Origin of the sequence: Metabacillus arenae (assembly GCF_014773385.1) — a bacterium.
GTDB lineage: Bacteria > Bacillota > Bacilli > Bacillales > Bacillaceae > Metabacillus_D > Metabacillus_D arenae.
The window spans coordinates 21,774-40,260 of record NZ_JACXAI010000019.1 but is presented as its reverse complement, the minus strand read 5'-3'; the positions used below and the strand labels follow the sequence as shown (position 1 = coordinate 40,260).

The 18,487-nt window shown below is 39.5% G+C and carries 15 protein-coding genes; all 15 read right to left on the bottom strand.

Annotated elements, in window-relative coordinates; genetic code table 11:
• Positions 1 to 1,104: a DgaE family pyridoxal phosphate-dependent ammonia lyase gene (locus IC621_RS14895; protein WP_191159117.1), complete on the bottom strand. Its 1,104-nt coding sequence runs from the start codon at positions 1,102 to 1,104 to the stop codon at positions 1 to 3.
• Positions 1,082 to 2,182, bottom strand: coding sequence for an amidohydrolase/deacetylase family metallohydrolase (locus IC621_RS14890; protein ID WP_191159116.1), 1,101 nt, complete (start codon positions 2,180 to 2,182; stop codon positions 1,082 to 1,084). Before IC621_RS14890 ends, IC621_RS14895 begins: the two co-directional genes overlap by 23 nt.
• A gap of 324 nt (positions 2,183 to 2,506) precedes the next feature.
• A complete protein-coding gene (locus IC621_RS14885) occupies positions 2,507 to 3,271 on the bottom strand; it encodes an SDR family NAD(P)-dependent oxidoreductase (protein ID WP_191159115.1) in 765 nt (254 codons plus the stop codon).
• Between the two features lie 238 nt (positions 3,272 to 3,509).
• Positions 3,510 to 4,958, bottom strand: coding sequence for a sodium/proline symporter (locus tag IC621_RS14880; protein WP_191159114.1), 1,449 nt, complete (start codon positions 4,956 to 4,958; stop codon positions 3,510 to 3,512).
• Between the two features lie 166 nt (positions 4,959 to 5,124).
• Positions 5,125 to 6,567: an aldehyde dehydrogenase family protein gene (locus IC621_RS14875; RefSeq protein ID WP_224752554.1), complete on the bottom strand. Its 1,443-nt coding sequence runs from the start codon at positions 6,565 to 6,567 to the stop codon at positions 5,125 to 5,127.
• An 81-nt stretch (positions 6,568 to 6,648) separates the two neighbouring features.
• Positions 6,649 to 7,404, bottom strand: coding sequence for a glucose 1-dehydrogenase (locus tag IC621_RS14870; RefSeq protein ID WP_224752565.1), 756 nt, complete (start codon positions 7,402 to 7,404; stop codon positions 6,649 to 6,651).
• A gap of 114 nt (positions 7,405 to 7,518) precedes the next feature.
• Positions 7,519 to 8,244: an acetoacetate decarboxylase family protein gene (locus IC621_RS14865; protein ID WP_191159113.1), complete on the bottom strand. Its 726-nt coding sequence runs from the start codon at positions 8,242 to 8,244 to the stop codon at positions 7,519 to 7,521.
• A 147-nt stretch (positions 8,245 to 8,391) separates the two neighbouring features.
• Positions 8,392 to 9,822, bottom strand: coding sequence for a sigma-54 interaction domain-containing protein (locus IC621_RS14860; RefSeq protein ID WP_191159112.1), 1,431 nt, complete (start codon positions 9,820 to 9,822; stop codon positions 8,392 to 8,394).
• A gap of 382 nt (positions 9,823 to 10,204) precedes the next feature.
• On the bottom strand, positions 10,205 to 11,077 hold the full coding sequence (gene sucD, locus IC621_RS14855) for a succinate--CoA ligase subunit alpha (protein WP_191159111.1): 873 nt from the start codon (positions 11,075 to 11,077) through the stop codon (positions 10,205 to 10,207).
• On the bottom strand, positions 11,061 to 12,170 hold the full coding sequence (locus tag IC621_RS14850; RefSeq protein ID WP_191159110.1) for an ATP-grasp domain-containing protein: 1,110 nt from the start codon (positions 12,168 to 12,170) through the stop codon (positions 11,061 to 11,063). The genes sucD and IC621_RS14850 overlap by 17 nt, the downstream gene beginning before the upstream one ends.
• 9 nt (positions 12,171 to 12,179) lie before the next feature.
• Positions 12,180 to 12,950: an enoyl-CoA hydratase/isomerase family protein gene (locus IC621_RS14845; RefSeq protein WP_191159109.1), complete on the bottom strand. Its 771-nt coding sequence runs from the start codon at positions 12,948 to 12,950 to the stop codon at positions 12,180 to 12,182.
• 17 nt (positions 12,951 to 12,967) lie between these two features.
• A complete protein-coding gene (locus IC621_RS14840; protein ID WP_191159108.1) occupies positions 12,968 to 14,014 on the bottom strand; it encodes a TAXI family TRAP transporter solute-binding subunit in 1,047 nt (348 codons plus the stop codon).
• A 43-nt stretch (positions 14,015 to 14,057) separates the two neighbouring features.
• The gene (locus tag IC621_RS14835; protein WP_191159107.1) at positions 14,058 to 15,968 is read right to left on the bottom strand and encodes a TRAP transporter permease; all 1,911 of its coding nucleotides are present in this window, start codon (positions 15,966 to 15,968) and stop codon (positions 14,058 to 14,060) included.
• The gene (locus IC621_RS14830; protein ID WP_318153057.1) at positions 15,955 to 16,656 is read right to left on the bottom strand and encodes a GntR family transcriptional regulator; all 702 of its coding nucleotides are present in this window, start codon (positions 16,654 to 16,656) and stop codon (positions 15,955 to 15,957) included. Before IC621_RS14830 ends, IC621_RS14835 begins: the two co-directional genes overlap by 14 nt.
• 292 nt (positions 16,657 to 16,948) lie before the next feature.
• Entirely contained in the window at positions 16,949 to 18,391 is a 1,443-nt protein-coding gene (locus IC621_RS14825) for an aldehyde dehydrogenase family protein (protein WP_318153053.1), read from the bottom strand.
• Positions 18,392 to 18,487: the final 96 nt, after the last annotated feature.

The window sequence follows — 18,487 nt, the reverse complement described above, 5'->3', positions numbered from 1 at the left end:
CTATTTTCCTCCAATTAACTCACGAATTTTCGATTCAATGACATGAATATCATCCCCTTGAAGCGGACGAGGGTCGATATCGAAATAGCCTTGTCTTACACCGTAATCACGAGTATAAATGGCAATTTCCCCTTCTCGAAGGCCCGTCACGACTTCCTTTGCCGTTGTATTTGCCTGCTCTGGTTCAATTTGAATGCGTGCACGGAAAATTGCTCGACCCGCTTCATCCTGGACAATCCTCACCTTGACACCTTCAAGTTCATTCAAAGGTATTAATCGTTGTAACGCTTCTTTTTCTTGTTCACTTTTATCTTCTTTTACGCCATATTCATCAAGCGCTTGCAGTAAACCAAATGTTGATTCCTTACCGACTTTCATACTTCGGCCAATACAATGTAATTGCACTTTTACCCACTCGATATACTTTTTCTTTCCGCCGATAATCCCTGATGTCGGTCCTTCAATTGCTTTTGAACCGCTGTAAATCGCAAGGTCTGAGTATTTCACATACTTTTGAAGATCTTCTTCTGCTGCCGCATCTACAATGAGAGGAACATCATTATGCTTTGCAATCTCCCACGCTTCCTCAAGAGTGATCATATTTTTTTGGACGGTATGATGTGATTTCACGTAAAGAATGGCAGCCGTTTTTTCAGAAATCGCATCCTTAATATGCTCTGCTTTTCCTTCATTGGCATAGCCAGCTTCAACAAGCTTTCCGCCGCCTAAATAGATCATCGTTTCAACAGGTGCTCCGTATTGAACATTGTGACCTTTCAGCATGATGATTTCATTTTTAGGAATGTCTTCCTGGTGCAGACGTTCACTTTTACGCCGGTTCCCTTGTGTGACTAATGCTGCAACTGAGAGTGCAATACCGCTTGAAGCAGAGTTAACAATAACCGCTGCCTCCGAATCCAGAATTCGAGCTGCGTAATCCCCTGCTTTATCAACTAAATCTGCAATCTCTACATAGTTTTGTCCGCCTTGTTTCATCGCATCCATTACGGTATCCGTTGGTGCTGAAACACCAAGGATGCTCATTCGACCACTTGCATTAATGACACGTTTAAGGCCATATTTAGCATTCAATGAACTCGCCATTTACAACCACTCCTTTTGCTTCTATTTTTCTTTCTGCTGTACGCTTGTCTCCTTCGGAATCGATAAGATTTATCGGTTCATTTTTAACAGAAAATAATGTTAAATTTGCAGCGTCACCAGCCTCTATACGGCCAAGCTCAGGTTTTTCAAGCCAGTTTGCTGCATGTGTGGTGACTGCTGCGATCACTTCTTCAAGCGAGTATCCCAGGTAAAGAAATTTCGAGAGGACATTCGCCATGCTATATACCGGACCGTTTAAGCGGTTCCCTCGGTATATATCTGTGCTGATTGTATCTAAACCGATATGATTTTGTTTTGCTGCTTCAGCGACATTAAATGAAAAGCTTGCCGTACCATGCCCCACATCCAAATGTACACCACGTTCAATGGCATCCGTTAATACTTGAAGCGGTTTACCCTCATGATCGAAAAGGTTATTTTGTTTCCCATTGAGATAATGAGTAATCACATCTTTCTTTTTCAAGAGTGGAATGACCTCTTCTATATTTGGCGGTCCGGAACCGATGTGTACCATTAATGGCAGTGATGTTCTAGTTGAAAGTGCTCGTGCAATCCGCAAAGGTTCAATCCCGCTGTCACAAACGACGCTTTTACTAATCCGTGCTTTAAATCCAACGATTAGATCTTTAAAGTCATTTATTGCCTCTAGGGCTTTGTCTTTATCAATCCATTCTAAATTGGATAATTCATCGACTCTTTTTAATCCAATTCGCGAGATGTTCAAAAAAGCAAACAGGTTGGTTTTTGCTCGATCGCTGCTAGCAGCCAAATCTGCAATCCGGTCAGCCCCGCAGCTTCCAGCATCCACGATTGTCGTTACACCTTGTTTTACGCCGATCTCATCGATTTCATCGCCATATGGATCAAATTCGGGAAAGGCATGAACATGTAAATCTATCCAGCCGCTTGAGACGTAAACACCTGAGTAATCAAAAACAATCTTTCCGAGTCCGCACCCGGCCTTTGCCACCTCAGCAATTTTACCGCCCTCGATCACGATATCGATATCTTCTCCATTCACCCGCTTTACATTGCGTAATACGAATCGCTCTTTCATTGATTTCACCTTTTTCCGTCATTCTACTTAAATACGCTTACAATTCATCATGACATCCATATTCCTTTCTCATACATGCAGGAAAGTGTAGAGAGTTGATTAGGTAAATATAACGTTATAATGTTAGATTAGCATAGAAGATAAATAAAGTAAATATAACGTTATAATGTTTATGAGTGGAATTTTTATGTAAATATTGAAAAAAGCAACCTCTTTAACGCGTTAAAACTTTAAACAACTTGAACTGCTTTCTGAACCAACAAAAAATTAGCGATCCAAATTGTATTGAATCACTAATTTATAACCAATATATTTCAGGTTAGCTTACTTTGCCAACCTTCCACCATCCACATTATAATGACTTCCTGTTACAAATGAAGCTCTGTCAGATGCAAGGAAAAGAACAACTTGGGCTACTTCTTCTGGCTCGCCGTACCGTTTCATTGGAATCTTACTCTCATACTCTTCTCTGGCTTGCATTGGATTATCTGTTCCTTCTTCTAATGATCTCATTAACCGGCTATTGATCGATGAGGGACAGATTGCATTCACTCGGACTCCAGTGCCTGCTGATTCTAATGCTGCTGTCTTTGTTAAGCCAATGACTGCATGTTTGGAGGCGACATATGCACCTAGTCCTGCCGCACTTGAAAGACCTGCATCAGAGGCAGTATTAATAATAGAGCCTGAATTTTGTTTTTCCATAACACGGAGTGCATGCTTTAAGCCCAAGAAAACTCCAATTACATTTACGTTAAGTACATTAGACATGTTCGTAACTGAAGTGTCTGTAATATTTGACACTTCTCCCTCAATACCTGCATTATTAAACAAAACATCAACTCTGCCAAAAGTGTCTAACGTTTGTTGGATATAATTTTCAACATCTTCTTCATTCGTTACATCGGCTTCTACTATTAGATAATCTCCTTCTTTTAGAGCTGATTTTCGTACTGCATGTTCTATATCTTTTTTAAATAAATCAACTAAGACAAGTTTTGCTCCCTCTTTTGCAAATAAACGAACAGTCGCCTGCCCAATTACACCCGCTGCACCAGTAATGATAACCACTTTATCTAATACCATCATGCTATTTACCTCCCCATTTTTATATCTGATACCTAATATCAGCTGCTAATTTCTTCTTAAGAATTCTTACTTTTTCCGATGAATGAATAAGCATCTATGATAAGAACTAACAAGGGGTGCAGAAGAGCTTTGTTTTCCATTAAAAGAAAATATTATATTCATAATTTTCAAAATTTTAAAGCTGTAATTACCCTCTCCTATGTTTTTCCTAAACACCTAATTTCGTACATGTAATCGTTCAAAAGGTTTTTGCATTTCTCTCAGACTCGTTTAGTTCTGAATTTTTATTTTTTGTTATTTTGCTCACAATCAGTATAGCCAACGTTGCCAAAACAGCTGCTGGAATCAGTTCGTAGACATACGCGCTATACGGAGTATTCTTCCAAATGATCGTAATCAGGGTTCCCGTGATCATACCCGCGGCCGCTCCCTGTTTCGTTACCAAATTCGTATATAAGCTTAAATATAATAATGGTCCAAAGCTTGCGGCTAAACCACCCCAAGCATACATAACAAGATAAAAGACTGCTTCTAAATTTAAAAGGGCGATACCTGTTGAAATAACGCCAAGAAATACCATTGTCCATCGACTGATTGTTAATAGCTGTTTGTCTGTGTATGTGTTTTTAGAAATGGACTTTAGCAGGTCACTGGCAATGGCTTGTGTCGCGACCATTAATTGTGAAGAGAAGGTGGATTGGATCGCGGCAAAAACAGCTCCTATCACAATTCCTGCAATAATGGGACTCATTTCATTCATGGTCAGTATTGGAAAAACATATTCAGGATCCTTTAACTCCGGGTAAATGATTCGGCCAATGATCCCCAATAAGTTAGAACTAGTCATCATGATAATGACCCATGCCATTGCAATAATTGAACCATCTCTAAGAGTTTTTGGATCTTTTGCTGTAAGAAAACGTTGAGAGATGTGAGGCTGGCCTGGTACTCCGAAACCAAATAACAAATATCCAAGAACAAGGCCAATCGCTGCTGATCCGGCTGCACCTCCTGTTGATGTTGTTAAAATTGGATCTATTGCTATCGCTTGCTGCCAGAAAGATGTCCAGCCTCCTAGCTCAAAGAAAATCATATAGATAGGGAATATGATCAATACACCAACCATTAATAAGCCTTGAACAAAATCAGTCATCATCACCGACCGATAGCCGCCAAAGACGGAATATCCGAGGACAAAAGCCGCACACAAGATAAGACCAGTATTAAAATCCAGATTCATCATGACATCCAAAGCTTTTCCAGCAGCCGTTAATTGGGATGCCATATAGGCAACGAAGAAGATAACAAAAATAATGCTTGCAATAACCTTAAGGAGATGAGATTGATCATTGTACCTTTTTTCGAAGTAATCCGCTAAACTAAGGACGTTATGTTTAACGCCGAAATCATATAATTTTGGAGCAAAAACAAACCAGTTAAGAAAATAACCAACTATAAAACCAGGTAACATCCACATCGTTGAAGCCCCAGCAAGATAAGCTGCTCCAGCTGCTCCAATAAATACCCAGCCGCTTGAATCAGTTGCTCCTGCACTAATGGCTGTAACCCATGCTCCAAAATTACGATCTCCTAAATAAAACCCCTCTTCACTCTTCGAAATAAAACGCTCTGCTGTAATACCTATAATAAAAACAGCAACCAAGTAGATAATAAAGGTAATAATCATTTTCCCACCCCTTTTTAAATGAAATCATTTCATTTTTCCTGCCCTTTCCTATTTAAAACAGCCATAGCAGCAATTGAAGCTAACATTCCTACTATTGGGATAATCACATAAAAAACCAAAATGATTCCGGGAATTGACTGATCCATATTAATTCCCCCTTCGAAATTTAATGTAAATCAATACTGATTGTCTTCAAATCTGACATTTCCTGAATGGCATATTTTCCGCCAACACGGCCGATGCCGCTAGATTTCCCGGCAACACCTCCAAATGGGAGATGAGGCTCCCAATAATTGCTGTTTTCATTGATATTCACCAATCCAGTTGGCATTTTCTCTGCTAAGGAAATTCCCTCCTTCAGATGGTTGGTATAGATCGCAGCAGCCAACCCCCACTTATTTTGATAAGTTATTTTTAGCAGCTCTTCTTGAGTTCGAAATGATAATACAGGTGCAACAGGACCAAATGTTTCATCTAAATTGTATAAACTATCCTGTTTTACATCGATGATTACAGTTGGCTCAAAGAAGAGGTCATTTGATAAATGTGCAGCTCTCTTTCCGCCAACCAAAAAAGTTGACCCTCGTTTCTGACTATCTGCCGCATGCTTTTCGTTTTTCTCGATAACCGGGTAATTATTAAGAGGTCCCATCGTTGTTCTAGCATCAAATGGATCACCGAGCACAATCTGTTTCGCTTGCGCGGTCAATTTTTCAACGAGAGCATCATGTATATCAGAATGGACCAAAATACGCTCAGTTGCGGAACAAACTTGCCCGGCATTCGTAAAGCATCCTTTTGCAATCGATTGTGCTGCATGTTCGAGATCCGCATCTTTTAGAACAATGGTAGGTCCATTTCCTCCTAATTCAAGAAGCAGAGGCTTTCCAGCTCCTCTTTCTGCAATCACTTTTCCTGTAGCGGAGCTTCCACAAAATGCAATGGCATCGGTATGGGGATTTGATACAATTTCATCTCCTGCCACACCTCCCATACCTGTAACTAAATTAATCACTCCTTCAGGCACTCCAGCTTCCTCGAAACACTCGGCAAATTTAACTGAACAAACAGATGTAGTTGGAGCCGGCACCCAGACCATGGTATTACCGGCCGCTATTCCCGGGGCAATAAATTCAGTTGGAACCATAAGCGGATAATTCCATGGAGTGATGATGGCATAAACACCTTTAGGCTGCAAAAAACTAAACACTCTTTTATGTGGATCCTTTGTCGGAGTATAAGATGTTTCTAGCCATTTGATCTGCTCCGCTGTTTCCGAAAAAGCTCTTACAACTGAGGCAACTTCCTTCAAAGCCTCGGTGAAATACGGTTTTCCTTGATCCAACGTGAGGAAATGAGCCAGTTCTTCTTTTTTTTGCTCTACTACCATTGCAATTCGTTGTAATAAATCGGCTCTTTCCCATACAGACCATTCCCTGAATTTCTCTGATGCCTTTTTCGCTGCTTGGATGGCTTGTCGTGCATCATCTCTAGAACCCTCAGCTACATGGGCTATTTCCCCGCCGGTTGATGGACTATAGGCAAGGAAATGTTTGTCTCCTTCAGCTTTTTGCCATTTACCTCCTATGAACATCTTTAACTTTTTCAACTCAAACTCCCCCAACTATTTAAAGTTATCATCTTTGCATGTGTAGCAGCCTCTTCAAGAGTGATTTATTTTCGGTGAATTTTATTGTGCAGTATAACCCCCATCAATAACCAGCTCAGAACCCGTTACAAATTTTGCTTCCTCTGATGCAAGGTAAAGGATGCCATAAGCAACATCGATTGCTTCCCCTAAGTGACCGATCGGATGCAGGCTTTCAATCTGTTTAATTTGTTCACTTGAAAACTTTTCATGCATTGGCGTATGAAGATAACCAGGGTGAACACTATTTACACGAATCCCATAATTTGATTTAGCACAATGAAGTGCTGCTGATTTAGTTAAAAGACGAACTCCGCCTTTGCTGGAGTTGTAGGCAGCTAATTGGGGTTCAGCGATATTTCCTTCTATAGATGAAAGATTGATAATAGAGCCTTTTTTATTGGCTTTCATTGCAAGAATTCCATATTTCGTACCCAAAAAAACTCCATCTAGATTTACCTCATGTATACGACGCCATTGTTCATAGGTACAATCTTCAATAGAGGCCTGCATAGCAATCCCTGCGTTATTTACAAGAACTTCTATTTTTTCATACTTAGAGATTGCGATATTAAATACTTTTTTCCAATTATCCTCTTTCGTTACATCATGCTGAATGAAGATAGCTTGCCCGCCATCGTTTACAATCTGGTGAAGAGTTGCCTCACTAGATTCCTTATTTATATCCGTTAAAACAACCTTTGCTCCTTCTTTTGCAAATAAAGAGGCAGTTGCTTTACCTATTCCTGCACCAGCTCCAGTTATCACAGTAACTTTATTTATTACTCTCAGGATCATCACCTTTTTTACTAGCTTAATAGATGGTATGAATGACTATCACATTATTTTTACAATGTTTGAATCTAGAATAAGAGGGGTCAGAATAGCATGTTGTTCCCTTTCCACCCCCTATTATTTATTTACGGATTGAACTACTTGATCGATTACCCTCCCGTAGGTCAAAGTAAAGTCACCGATTACAAAAACCCCGCCAAGTACTTCAAGAGGTCCTAATTCAGCGAGCGGATCAAAGCTGGAGTGTTCCCAATTTACAGTTGCCGTTCCTTGTTTTCTCGTATGAATCACGGAGTCTGCAAATTCGTTTAAAATCACTTGATCCATATCAGTACCATATTGGTCAGCTCTCGGCATTCGTTTCACTTGCAACCGCGGGAACAAAACAGGTGGATTCACTTCCGTATCATCCAATGTTAAAGAAATATCGATAATCGTTTTGCCCTTGCGGATGACCTTGCCATGTATCTCCCCGCTCTTTTCCTGATAACGAACTTCAGCTAACTTTTTAGGATAACCCCATATTTCACGTCCAGCACATAAAGCTTCATCTGTATCTACATATTCATACGCCATATAGGCACCCACCCTATTCTTATACTTACAAGGGATCACAATTCCCCCTTCTGAATAAGGCTCCAATCCTTTAATTTCGTCATTTTTTAAGACAAAAATCTCAAAAACATCGGACACATATTCAAAATTACTTGGCAAGAACTTTTCAATCGCATCCCGATGACCGCGACAATAGACACTAATTTTATGATAATTTTTGTAATGATAAGGGACTTGAGGATAGAGCGGGGAATAATCAGGTAAAATGGTATATTCAGATTTCCACATAGGTATGACCTCCTATAATTTTTAAGATACCTTCACTTCTATTGATGCAAGTCTTATGCCAACATGTATAGGCCCTTCTCCAATTGATTTCTTTGAATAAAAAAAGAAACTACCCAAACTATTCATTATCATTTAGGTAATTACTCATTATTGGGTATTCATTTTGATCTGATAAATAAACGATCGCAACCCGAACTTTTTAATTTTATTATTAAGGGTTTGTTGAGGAATATCCAGCTGACGGGCTGCCTTTGAAACATTTCCAGCACTTTGCTCCAAGGCTTCCTTAACCATCTTTATTTCTAAGTTCCTAATGGCATCTCTTAATTTTTGATTTTCATGTGTTTGGAAAGATACTGGAGCCTTTTGATGAAATGAAAGTAATGTATGGGGCTCTATATCTTTCAAATGAATGGAAGCTTCAACGCCTAAATTCATCGCTCGTTCAATCAGATTTCGTAATTCGCGGATATTCCCCGGCCATTCATAATTCATAAAAAAGTTCATTGTTTCAATATCCACTCCCACAATGGATTTCTGAAATTCTTTGTTATAATGGTCAACATAATAATTCACAAGTTCTGGAATATCCTCTTTTCTATTACGTAAAGTGGGTACTTCTAGATAAATGACATTTAAACGATAATATAAATCACTTCTTAATTCACCAGATTGTACGATGACTTCCGGATGGATATTCGTAGCTGCTACAATCCGAACCTGAATAGAAAACTCCTTTTGTCCGCCAATACGACGAACCTTCCCTTCTTGAATAACCCGTAAAAGCTTTGCTTGTAATGAGGCGGGCATAGAATTGATTTCATCTAAAAACAGAGTCCCAGTATGGGCTAATTCAAATAGACCGGGGCGATCTTCTGCACCAGTAAACCCGCCTTTCGTCGTGCCAAACAAAATTCCCTCAAGCAGCGCTTCCGGAATAGCAGCACAGTTTTGGGCAACAAATGGAGCCTTTTGATTAGTTGATGCCGCATGGATCGCTTGTACAATTAATTCTTTGCCTGTACCTGTCTCACCATAAATAAAAATTGGCGATTTTGTCTTTGCCAGGATTGGAATCTTTTGTTTGATCTCTTGAATTTCCTCACTTTGTCCTAAAATCGTTTCCTCAGAAAAAACTGATGAAGATTGAGATTCTTGGATTGGACTTGATGATTGATGTTTTTTTTGTAATTTCACCATCTTTTTAGATAATTCTTCAATAGCCGATATATCCTGAAACACTTCAAAAACTCCAACTAAAACCCCGTCTTTATACATCGGATAGGTGGATGTTAAAGTCGTTTTTCTTTCTCCGCGATAGGTAATAAAAGATAGGCTTTGATTAATGATCGGTTTACCGGTTGAAAGAACTTTAACAATGGAACTATATTCTTTCTTTAAATTAGGAAATACAGTAAATAATGATTTTCCTATGTCGGTTTCTGTTCTTAAACCAATCGCTTTTGTAGACTCATTGATATAAATAATATGCAAATCTAAATCAACCACTAAAACCCCATCTCGAAGATTAGAAAAAATTTGTTGAATCGATTCTCTTTCCAATGGAAAATCCCTCATGAAATACCACCCTGTTTTTTTGATGTTAAATCGTATCTTATTTTAAACATGAGATATTGGTTGACATGATACGCGTTTTGGTTTTAAGTTTTTTGGATGAGTTACTTTAAAATTCTCCATTTAGGAGTAAAGTCCTTGTAGTCCTGCTGCTCTCTTAAGACTGAAAAATTTTCCACATTTAAAAATAAGTCACTAATTCGTGAAAGATTCTATTAATCTAACAAAATTTAAAATGATCTATGCAGCATGTGAAAACAGAGGTTTTGCTGTTCAAAATAAAAAACACCATCCTTTCCATTAATTTGTAGAAAGAATAGTGTTTTCTTCGTTTTTAACTAGTAATTCAAAGGAAATTTAGAGTCCCTCCACCTTGAGATCTACCTTAAACTCTATTGACGTTTACTAGCTCTATGTTCTTCAAATCGGTCAACACATCGACAACTATTGCACCTGCTTCTCTTACTATTTTTTGCTTCTCGATCGCTGTTTCGGAGGATTTTTGGATAATGGCTCCCGCGTGGCCCATACGTTTTCCTGGAGGTGCGTATATACCTGCAATGTATGCAAAAACAGGTTTTTTCATTTGACGGATTGCCTCTGCCGCCAATGCCTCATCGTTCCCGCCAATTTCGCCTATATAGATTACTGCCTCTGTATCCGGATCTTTTTCAAACATTTGCAGGATATCGGCATGCTGGACACCAATTACCGGGTCTCCGCCCAAGCAAGCGATCGTACTATTCCCTAAATTAGATGTTCGCAGCATCTCGATCACTTCATAGGTTAAAGTTCCGCTTCTGGACACAACCCCGATTTTCCCCGGCGTTAAAATTGAGTCGTGAATATCACTTATGTTGGCTTTTCCTGGCGAAACAATACCTGCTGAATTAGGGCCAAGCAGAATAACTTGATGTAATTTAGCGTAGTGAACCATTTGTAAACTGTCATGGATAGGAACACCTTCAGAATAGATAACAATAACTTTTATTCCAGCATCGATTGCCTCGATTACTGCTTGTTTTACGAGCGGTGGAGGGACACTTATAAATGAAGTGTCCGCTTTAGTAAATTGAACCGCCTCTTCGACCGAATCAAACACCGGTTTCCCGTAAACATTTTGGCCGCCTTTTCCTGGTGTAACACCGCCAACAAGGGGTGTATTGTATTTAATCATCCGCTCGGCAAAAGACCGGCCAACTTTTCCCGTAATGCCTTGTATAATTACTTTAGATTGCTCATTAATGATGATGGACACCGGTCTTTCCCCCCAGTTCTTTTGTGATGATCTCACATGCCGTTTGTAAATCTTGAGTTGAATAGATATTTGAATACTGTGATAACATCGTGGCTGATTCTGCTTCCTCTATACCCCGCATCCGTACAACTACAGGAAACGGTCCTCCCCCAAGCTTGCTTGCTATGGCAGTTGCCATTACCTTGCAGCTTGCAACTTGGAAATAAAAATTGAAAAATATTCCTTTAGGATTTAACTTTTTCACTTCTTCAATAAGTTTTTCAGCCGCTTCAATATCGTGAATCACGTGTCCGCCTAAATCCACTAACGCTCTCACTGTTTTATTTTTGCTGCATACTAAGTCAAATGTTGCCATCCCCAGCCCTGCACCACTTGTGATCACAACAATGTCACCATCAAGTTCAACCCCTACCGCTCCCAGCTTTGAACATCTCTCTTCAAATCCTCCACTTGCCCGCGGCAGAAAGTCGGGAAATGATACCCGCTTCTCATGACTATCTAAAATCACTTTAGCATCACCGGCAATGAGTTCCCCGTTAGACTTCATAAATAGAGGATTAATTTCTACTAACTCTGCCTTTTCTCCATTAAATACGTTCCATATTTTACTAATAATGGCTGAAATCTTATCTGACTCCAGTTTCAAAAAAGCAGCAACCTTTCTCATCATAAAAGGCTGAATGCCAATTAAAGGATTAACTGGGATCGTAAGTAGATCTTGATCCGGGACATTTTCTATGTCAATCCCCCCTTTATTACTGGCAATTAAGACTGGAGCTTTTCTATTCCGATCAATGATAATAGCTAAATATAATTCTTTCTCATAATCTATCTTTTCTTCTAAGTACACATGGCTGACCTTATGGCCGCGAACCTCTTTGTTTAATAGAGTAGTCACTGTTTGTTCTAGTTGTGATCTATCGTTTACTTTAACAATTGCCCCTGCTTTTCCCCGTCCGCCTGTCAATACTTGAGATTTGGCGATCAAAGGATAAACAGCATCAGCTGAGACTTCATTCCAAAGCCAGCCATTTGCAATCGCTATGTCGTATTTTTCGAATAATTTTTTACCTTCACATTCAAAGAGTTTCATCGTGTAATCCTACCCTTTCCTTGCTGCCCTTTTTTCAAAAAATAAGGTCATAGCCTGTTGCGGTTCGCCTGACTCATAAGCAAGTGTATGTGCCTCAGATGCATACTGCATACAACTATTAAAATCAGAATCACTCATCCGCTTAAACCACCTTTTATTAAGAGCTACCCCAACCGGCGGTTTAGCAGCAAGCTCTGCCGCTAACTGCCCGGTCGCTTCCTTTAAAGCATCATCAGCAACAACACGGGTGACGAGCTCATACTCCTTCGCTTCCTCTGCTTGAAGCAGGCGGCCCGTTAAAATGAGGTCGATCGTTTTTGATTTCCCCATAACCTCCCAGAACATTGTACTTCCAATAATACATGGCAGGCCGACATTGATTTCTGTCATACCAAATTTTGCACTTTGTGCAGCAATCCTAATATCCGCTAACAATGCCAATTGAAGCCCCGATCCCGTTGCAAATCCGTTGATTGACGCAATAATTGGCTTTTCTATACTTCTTATGACACGATAAAGCTTATCAAATTCATCAACCCAGGCATCGGCGGTTTCTTGATTAACCTCTTTGCTCTCGCTTAGATCTTGACCTGAGCAAAATGCCTTTTTCCCTGATCCCGTTATGATGATTGCTTTAACATTTTCGTCGTGATTGGCCGCCTCGAATGCATCTGTGAGCTCAAGCTTTGTTTCGGTGCTTAGTGAATTATAGGTTTTCGGACGGTTTATAGTAATCGTTGAAATGCTGTCTTTCACTTCATAGAAAAGATTATTATACATAGTAAAGCCTCCAATTTTTATTTGATAACATCAATTTCTTTATAATATTTTTCCGCCCCGGGATGTAAATCCGTTCCAAGACCTTCAATTGCCTTTTCAGAAGAAAATCCATTTAAAGCAGAGTGTATGGATTTAAGGCGATCTTGGCTTTCATTAATAGTTTTCGTAATGTTATAAACAACATCCTCCGGAACTTTATTACTAGCAACAAGGAGAGTGCCCATCGCAGCCATTTGGATATCTTCGTCCCCATTTATAACCTCTGGATAGGTGTTTGCAGGTATCACCCCTTTTTCTATACCGTATTGGGATAAATACTCAATTAAGTCATCTGACATCGGTAATATTTTTAAATCTCTGCCGTTGGAAGCCTCCGTAATAGCTGACCCCGGAAGAGCAAGCTGTGTAAACATCACATCCACATTACCATCTTTAAATTGCTGTGCTTGTTCGGTGTAACTGCCGTGAAATATTTTACCTCCCCACGATTCAATATCTTCATAAGTCACACCGTAATATTCGAGGAATTTCCGCAACACCCACTCATCTGTGTTATTCACAGGCGTAACCGCAATATTTATGGGCAGCTTTTTTTCAAAGATTTCATCTATACTTTCTACCCCAATGCTTGGATCAATTGCAAAGTGAAAATAGTTCAAACCAAAGCCATTTCCAACTGCCAACAGATCAGAATATTTTTTATCAAATGGGTCTTCTCCATTTTTCCCTGCGGTGATAAAGGCTGGTTGTTCAAAGGCAAGTTGAGCTGTCCCTTTGGCGATAAAAGGAATATTTTGCAGGCTTCCACCTGGGATTACCCTAATATTGATATTCGAACTTTTTTCTTGAATCATTGAAGATAACCCGCCAGCCATACTGTACCACCCGCCACCAAGAGAGCCTGAAGCCCAAGTTAAATTAATTGCTTCACCTGTACTTTCATTCTGATTTGCAGCAGCACTCACATTCGAATTCTTTTTTACGTTGTTACTGTAAGGGTTGCTGCATCCCGCAATACTCACCAAAAGGATGAGTAAAACGAAATGAATTGAAAATCTTTTCATTGTTTGCCCCCTTCCAAGGTTCGTCTTGTCTTTGCTTTAGTAATCAACCCCCTTCTATAATCCTTTGATCTTCAGAATAAACTGTGTTTGCTCTTTTATATTGGAGGTAATCCAAAACAATAAACACGATCACTAGACCAATTCCAATAATAGAAACAGCGGTTACATTACTTAATGAGATAATCGTGATCAAAAGCAGCGTCATTCGCTTGACTAGTGATAATTTAGTAAAGAGAGTACCGACTACTACAGCCGCTAATGTTATAACTGAAATAATGGTAGATATGAAGACGTATAAAATCGATCCGACAGATGAACCTTCTAACATTAGAAGTTCTGGGCTCATAACAAACACAAACGGTACAACAAAACCGGCAAATGCAAATCGAGGTGTCATTAGAGCTGTCTTCATTGGCGGTGATTCTGCGATATTCGCTGCTGCAAATGCCGTTACCCCTACTGGAGGAGTTATGTCAGCGAGAATGGCAAAATAGAATACAAAGAAATGCGCAACTAATGTCGGTACACCAAAAGCAGATAATGCACTGGCAGCTACGGTTGCTGTAATGATATAAGCGGGAGTTGTTGGTATCCCTGCTCCTAAAATCAAGGTCACCAGCATAATTAGGAATAATGCCAAGCCGATCATTCCAAATGAGTATTTAGTAATAATCGTGCCCATTGCCAGTGCCGCACCGGTTTGATTTAAAACAGCCACGATCATACCGGCACCCGCTAAAGCGCTTGCAATTACAATTGAACCTTTAACTGCATAATTAATCCCGGCGATTATATCTTTAAAATTAAGATTTTTCCAAGACATCACTACCCAAGTTAATAAACAGCCAATTATTCCATATACTGCACTCTTTCCCGGTGAAAACCCTGTGAACAAAAAGGAAAGCATGACTACAAAAGGAACAACAAACGGTATTCTTTTTAAAATATTTTTAAGCCCTACATTCCATTCATTTGGTGTTTTTCCTATTTTAAGAGAGACTGCTTCAAAATGAACGGTTGCCAATATGCCGATATAATAAATAATGGCGCTTAGAATAGCAGCTTTAATAATTTCCGTATAAGGGGTGCCTGTCATCTCGGCCATAACAAAAGCCCCAGCACCCATAATCGGAGGCATGAGCGGCCCCCCTGCACTTGAAACAGCTTCAATTGCACCTGCCTTTGTAGACGGGTAACCAATCTTCTTCATTAACGGCACACTAAAGCTTCCGGTTGAATAAACATCCGCAACTGAACTCCCGCTTATGCTTCCGTATAACCCACTTGACAAAACAGCGATCTTTGCTGGTCCTCCTCGGTACTTTCCCGTCAACAACACAGAAATATCCATTAGATATTGGCCGACGCCTGTTCTTAACATGATGGCAGCAAAAGCGATAAATACGAACAGAGTATTACTAGAGATTCCAGTTAAAAACCCGTAAACCCCTTCACCACTGGATAAATATAGCAACTCGATGATGCGATCATAGCTAATAGAACGTGCATTAAACATTCCAGGTAAATAAGGAGCTATAAACATGTACAAGAGAAAGAAAACAATAACAATAGAAAAAGCAAAAGAAACCGCTCTTCGACAAGCTTCGATTACAAGAACAACCATTAAAGTTCCTAAAATAATCTGCGTTAAACTTACTTCATCTACTTGTTCAATTCGCAAATTTAATTGATCACTATTCAAATAGATATAAAGACTTGGAAGAAAACTTAAAATCGTCAAAAGCCAATCCAAATAAGTCGGCTTTTCTGATTTATCTCCATTTCGTCTAAATGGGAATACTAGGAAGGCTAGAGGAAGTAACAGAAGCAAATGGATTGATCTTTGTACTCTTGGCTCAAATGTACCAAAAAAGGCTGTATACACATGGAATACCAGTGTAATAATAGCGAAAATTGTAAAAGCGACCCCAAATTTTCCCTTAAAAATCCTCATGGACGTCCTCCTGTCTAAAGTTAATCTTGTATTTCCACTCCTTTGTGTTCACAATATAAGGATTTACATCTATAGGCAGATTTTTTTGATCATAAGAAATTCGAGTAACCTTTAATAATGGTGTCCCCTCTGGGATGTGCAGAATGTTTGCTATCGTTGTTGTTGCATTAATTGGTTCAATTTCTTCTTCAGCACGGACCATTTCAATGTTTAATTTTTCTTTTAATAGTTGGCCCAAGGAAATAAATGAGTGGTTATTTTCAAAGATGTCATTAGGTATGAAAGGGTTTACATAATGCTCCAAGTAAAGAATAGGTTTGTCATCAAAATAACGCACCCTTTTCAAATAAGTAATTTTTTCATTATCGTCGATGTTGAACAAATGGGTGAAGCAGCCTTTTCTTTGCGATATCTCAATCGTTTTAGAAGATATCTTTTCCCATTTGTCTAAATAATTGCTTCTGAATCCTGTCATCCGAGTCCAAATCTCAGCTGGTCTCCGATTTGCTACAAATGACCCTTTTCCTTGCAGTCTATAAATATAGCCGTCATTTTCCAATTGATTCAATGCCTGCTTTACCGGTGTCCGACTTACGTTATAGATTTTGTCTAACTCTGCTTCAGAAGGTAGTTTTTCTCCTACTTTTAATGCTTCAGTCAATATTTTGTTAACTAAATCATCGTAAATTGTTTTATAAAGTGACTTTTTAACTTTTAATCATCCTTTCTAAAAGCCTATAAGATAATATACTTATAATACTAAGTATTCTGAGAATTGTCAACATTGGTAATATATTTAATACTAAGTTAATTCATTCAAGAGAAACCCTTGAATATAAAATATCTAAATTATAAAAGGCATTGAACAAGGATGTTCAATGCCTTACCCATCCCCCTTATTACCAAAAAACTGACCCATTTTTTGATTATCATTCAATTGAAAAACCCCCTTCCGATCAAACATCGGAAAGGGGTATCATTCAATAATACTTCAAAGCAACATTTTTAAGCTGTGTATAATTCTTTAACGCCTCAAGCCCCTTTTCTCTTCCAAATCCGCTTCTTTTATAGCCGCCAAAAGGCATTTGGATCCCGCCTGCTGCTCCGTAGTTATTGATGAACACCTGGCCGGATTGGACTTGATCCGCTACACGGTGGGCTTTCTTACTGTTCATCGTCCAGATGCCGGTGACAAGTCCATAAGGGGTATTATTTGCTAAATAGACGGCTTCCTCTTCCGTTTCAAATGGAAAAACCGTCAAAACGGGGCCGAATATTTCTTCCTTTGCTAATTCACTGTCAGGATCGACGCCTTCGATTAAGGTCGGGCTCATATAACAGCCATTTTCATTTCCCTCAATCGAAATTCTTTTCCCGCCTGTAATGATAGTGGCTTCTTTCTCTGCTAAATCAATAAAGGATTGAATTCTTTCGTACTGCTTTTGAGAAATGATCGGCCCTAGATCATAATCCCTGATACCCGGCCCGATTGTCAGTGCTTCAAATCTTTCTTTTATTTTGGCGACTACTTCATCCTTAATCGATGCTTCAACGAGCAGTCTTGAGCCTGCTGAACATGTTTGTCCTGCGTTTTGAATGATCGATTTAACAACCCATTCTACTGCTTCTTCTAGTTCACAGTCAGCAAATAATAGATTAGGAGATTTCCCGCCCAGCTCTAGGGTGACAGGAACAATATTTTTAGCAGCAGCCTCCATGACAGCTCTTCCCGTTTGCTGAGAGCCTGTAAAGGTTACATGATTAATATCCGGATGTGATGACAGCGCAGCCCCGGCTTCCCAGCCATATCCGGTAATGACATTAAAGATCCCTTTTGGAAGATTCGTTCTATCAAAATATTCCGCAAGCTTTAACGAGGTTAAAGGTGTATCCTCAGCAGGCTTCATTACAACCGCATTACCAGCAGCGATGGCGGCGGCTGCACTTCTAGCTGAAATTTGGATCGGATAGTTCCAAGGGACAATATGAGCCGTCACCCCTATTGGCTCCCTTACGGTATAATCTAAAATTCCATTTTCAATTGGAATGGTCTCCCCCATAATTTTATCGGCCATCCCTGCGTAAAATTCAAAATATCGTGCTGCCGCGTCCACATCTGATAATGATTGTTTCAAGGGCTTCCCCACATCCAATGTTTCCAGCCTCGCCAATTCCTCTTTATTTTCACGGATTTTCTGTGCTAACTCAAAAAGCACATAACCTCTTTCATGGGGTTTGAATTGCTTCCATTCCTTTGAAAAAAAAGCGGTTTTCGCAGCCATAACTGCTTCATCAATGTCGCCTGATTTTCCGCGGGGAACGCTTGCAATCATTGATAAATCGGCAGGATTCAATACCTGGATTGTTTGCTTATCTAAGGACTCAACCCATTCGCCATTCCGATACATTTTCCACAGTTCCACTCCATGTCCCCCTTTTGATATTGATAAAATCAAATATCATATTAATCTGCCTTAATCCTTGCAGTATTTCAGCCAAATCTCCTATTAATCCGACCA

What these genes read in the sequence shown, in the direction of transcription:
- IC621_RS14895 (WP_191159117.1), bottom strand. Translation starts at nt 1,104, where the DNA reads ATGGCGAGTTCATTGAATGCTAAATATGGCCTTAAACGTGTCATTAAT.
- IC621_RS14840 (WP_191159108.1), bottom strand. Translation starts at nt 14,014, where the DNA reads ATGAAAAGATTTTCAATTCATTTCGTTTTACTCATCCTTTTGGTGAGT.
- IC621_RS14880 (WP_191159114.1), bottom strand. Translation starts at nt 4,958, where the DNA reads ATGATTATTACCTTTATTATCTACTTGGTTGCTGTTTTTATTATAGGT.
- IC621_RS14835 (WP_191159107.1), bottom strand. Translation starts at nt 15,968, where the DNA reads ATGAGGATTTTTAAGGGAAAATTTGGGGTCGCTTTTACAATTTTCGCT.
- IC621_RS14860 (WP_191159112.1), bottom strand. Translation starts at nt 9,822, where the DNA reads ATGAGGGATTTTCCATTGGAAAGAGAATCGATTCAACAAATTTTTTCT.
- IC621_RS14885 (WP_191159115.1), bottom strand. Translation starts at nt 3,271, where the DNA reads ATGATGGTATTAGATAAAGTGGTTATCATTACTGGTGCAGCGGGTGTA.
- IC621_RS14890 (WP_191159116.1), bottom strand. Translation starts at nt 2,182, where the DNA reads ATGAAAGAGCGATTCGTATTACGCAATGTAAAGCGGGTGAATGGAGAA.
- IC621_RS14865 (WP_191159113.1), bottom strand. Translation starts at nt 8,244, where the DNA reads ATGTGGAAATCTGAATATACCATTTTACCTGATTATTCCCCGCTCTAT.
- IC621_RS14850 (WP_191159110.1), bottom strand. Translation starts at nt 12,170, where the DNA reads ATGAAACTCTTTGAATGTGAAGGTAAAAAATTATTCGAAAAATACGAC.
- IC621_RS14845 (WP_191159109.1), bottom strand. Translation starts at nt 12,950, where the DNA reads ATGTATAATAATCTTTTCTATGAAGTGAAAGACAGCATTTCAACGATT.
- IC621_RS14870 (WP_224752565.1), bottom strand. Translation starts at nt 7,404, where the DNA reads ATGATCCTGAGAGTAATAAATAAAGTTACTGTGATAACTGGAGCTGGT.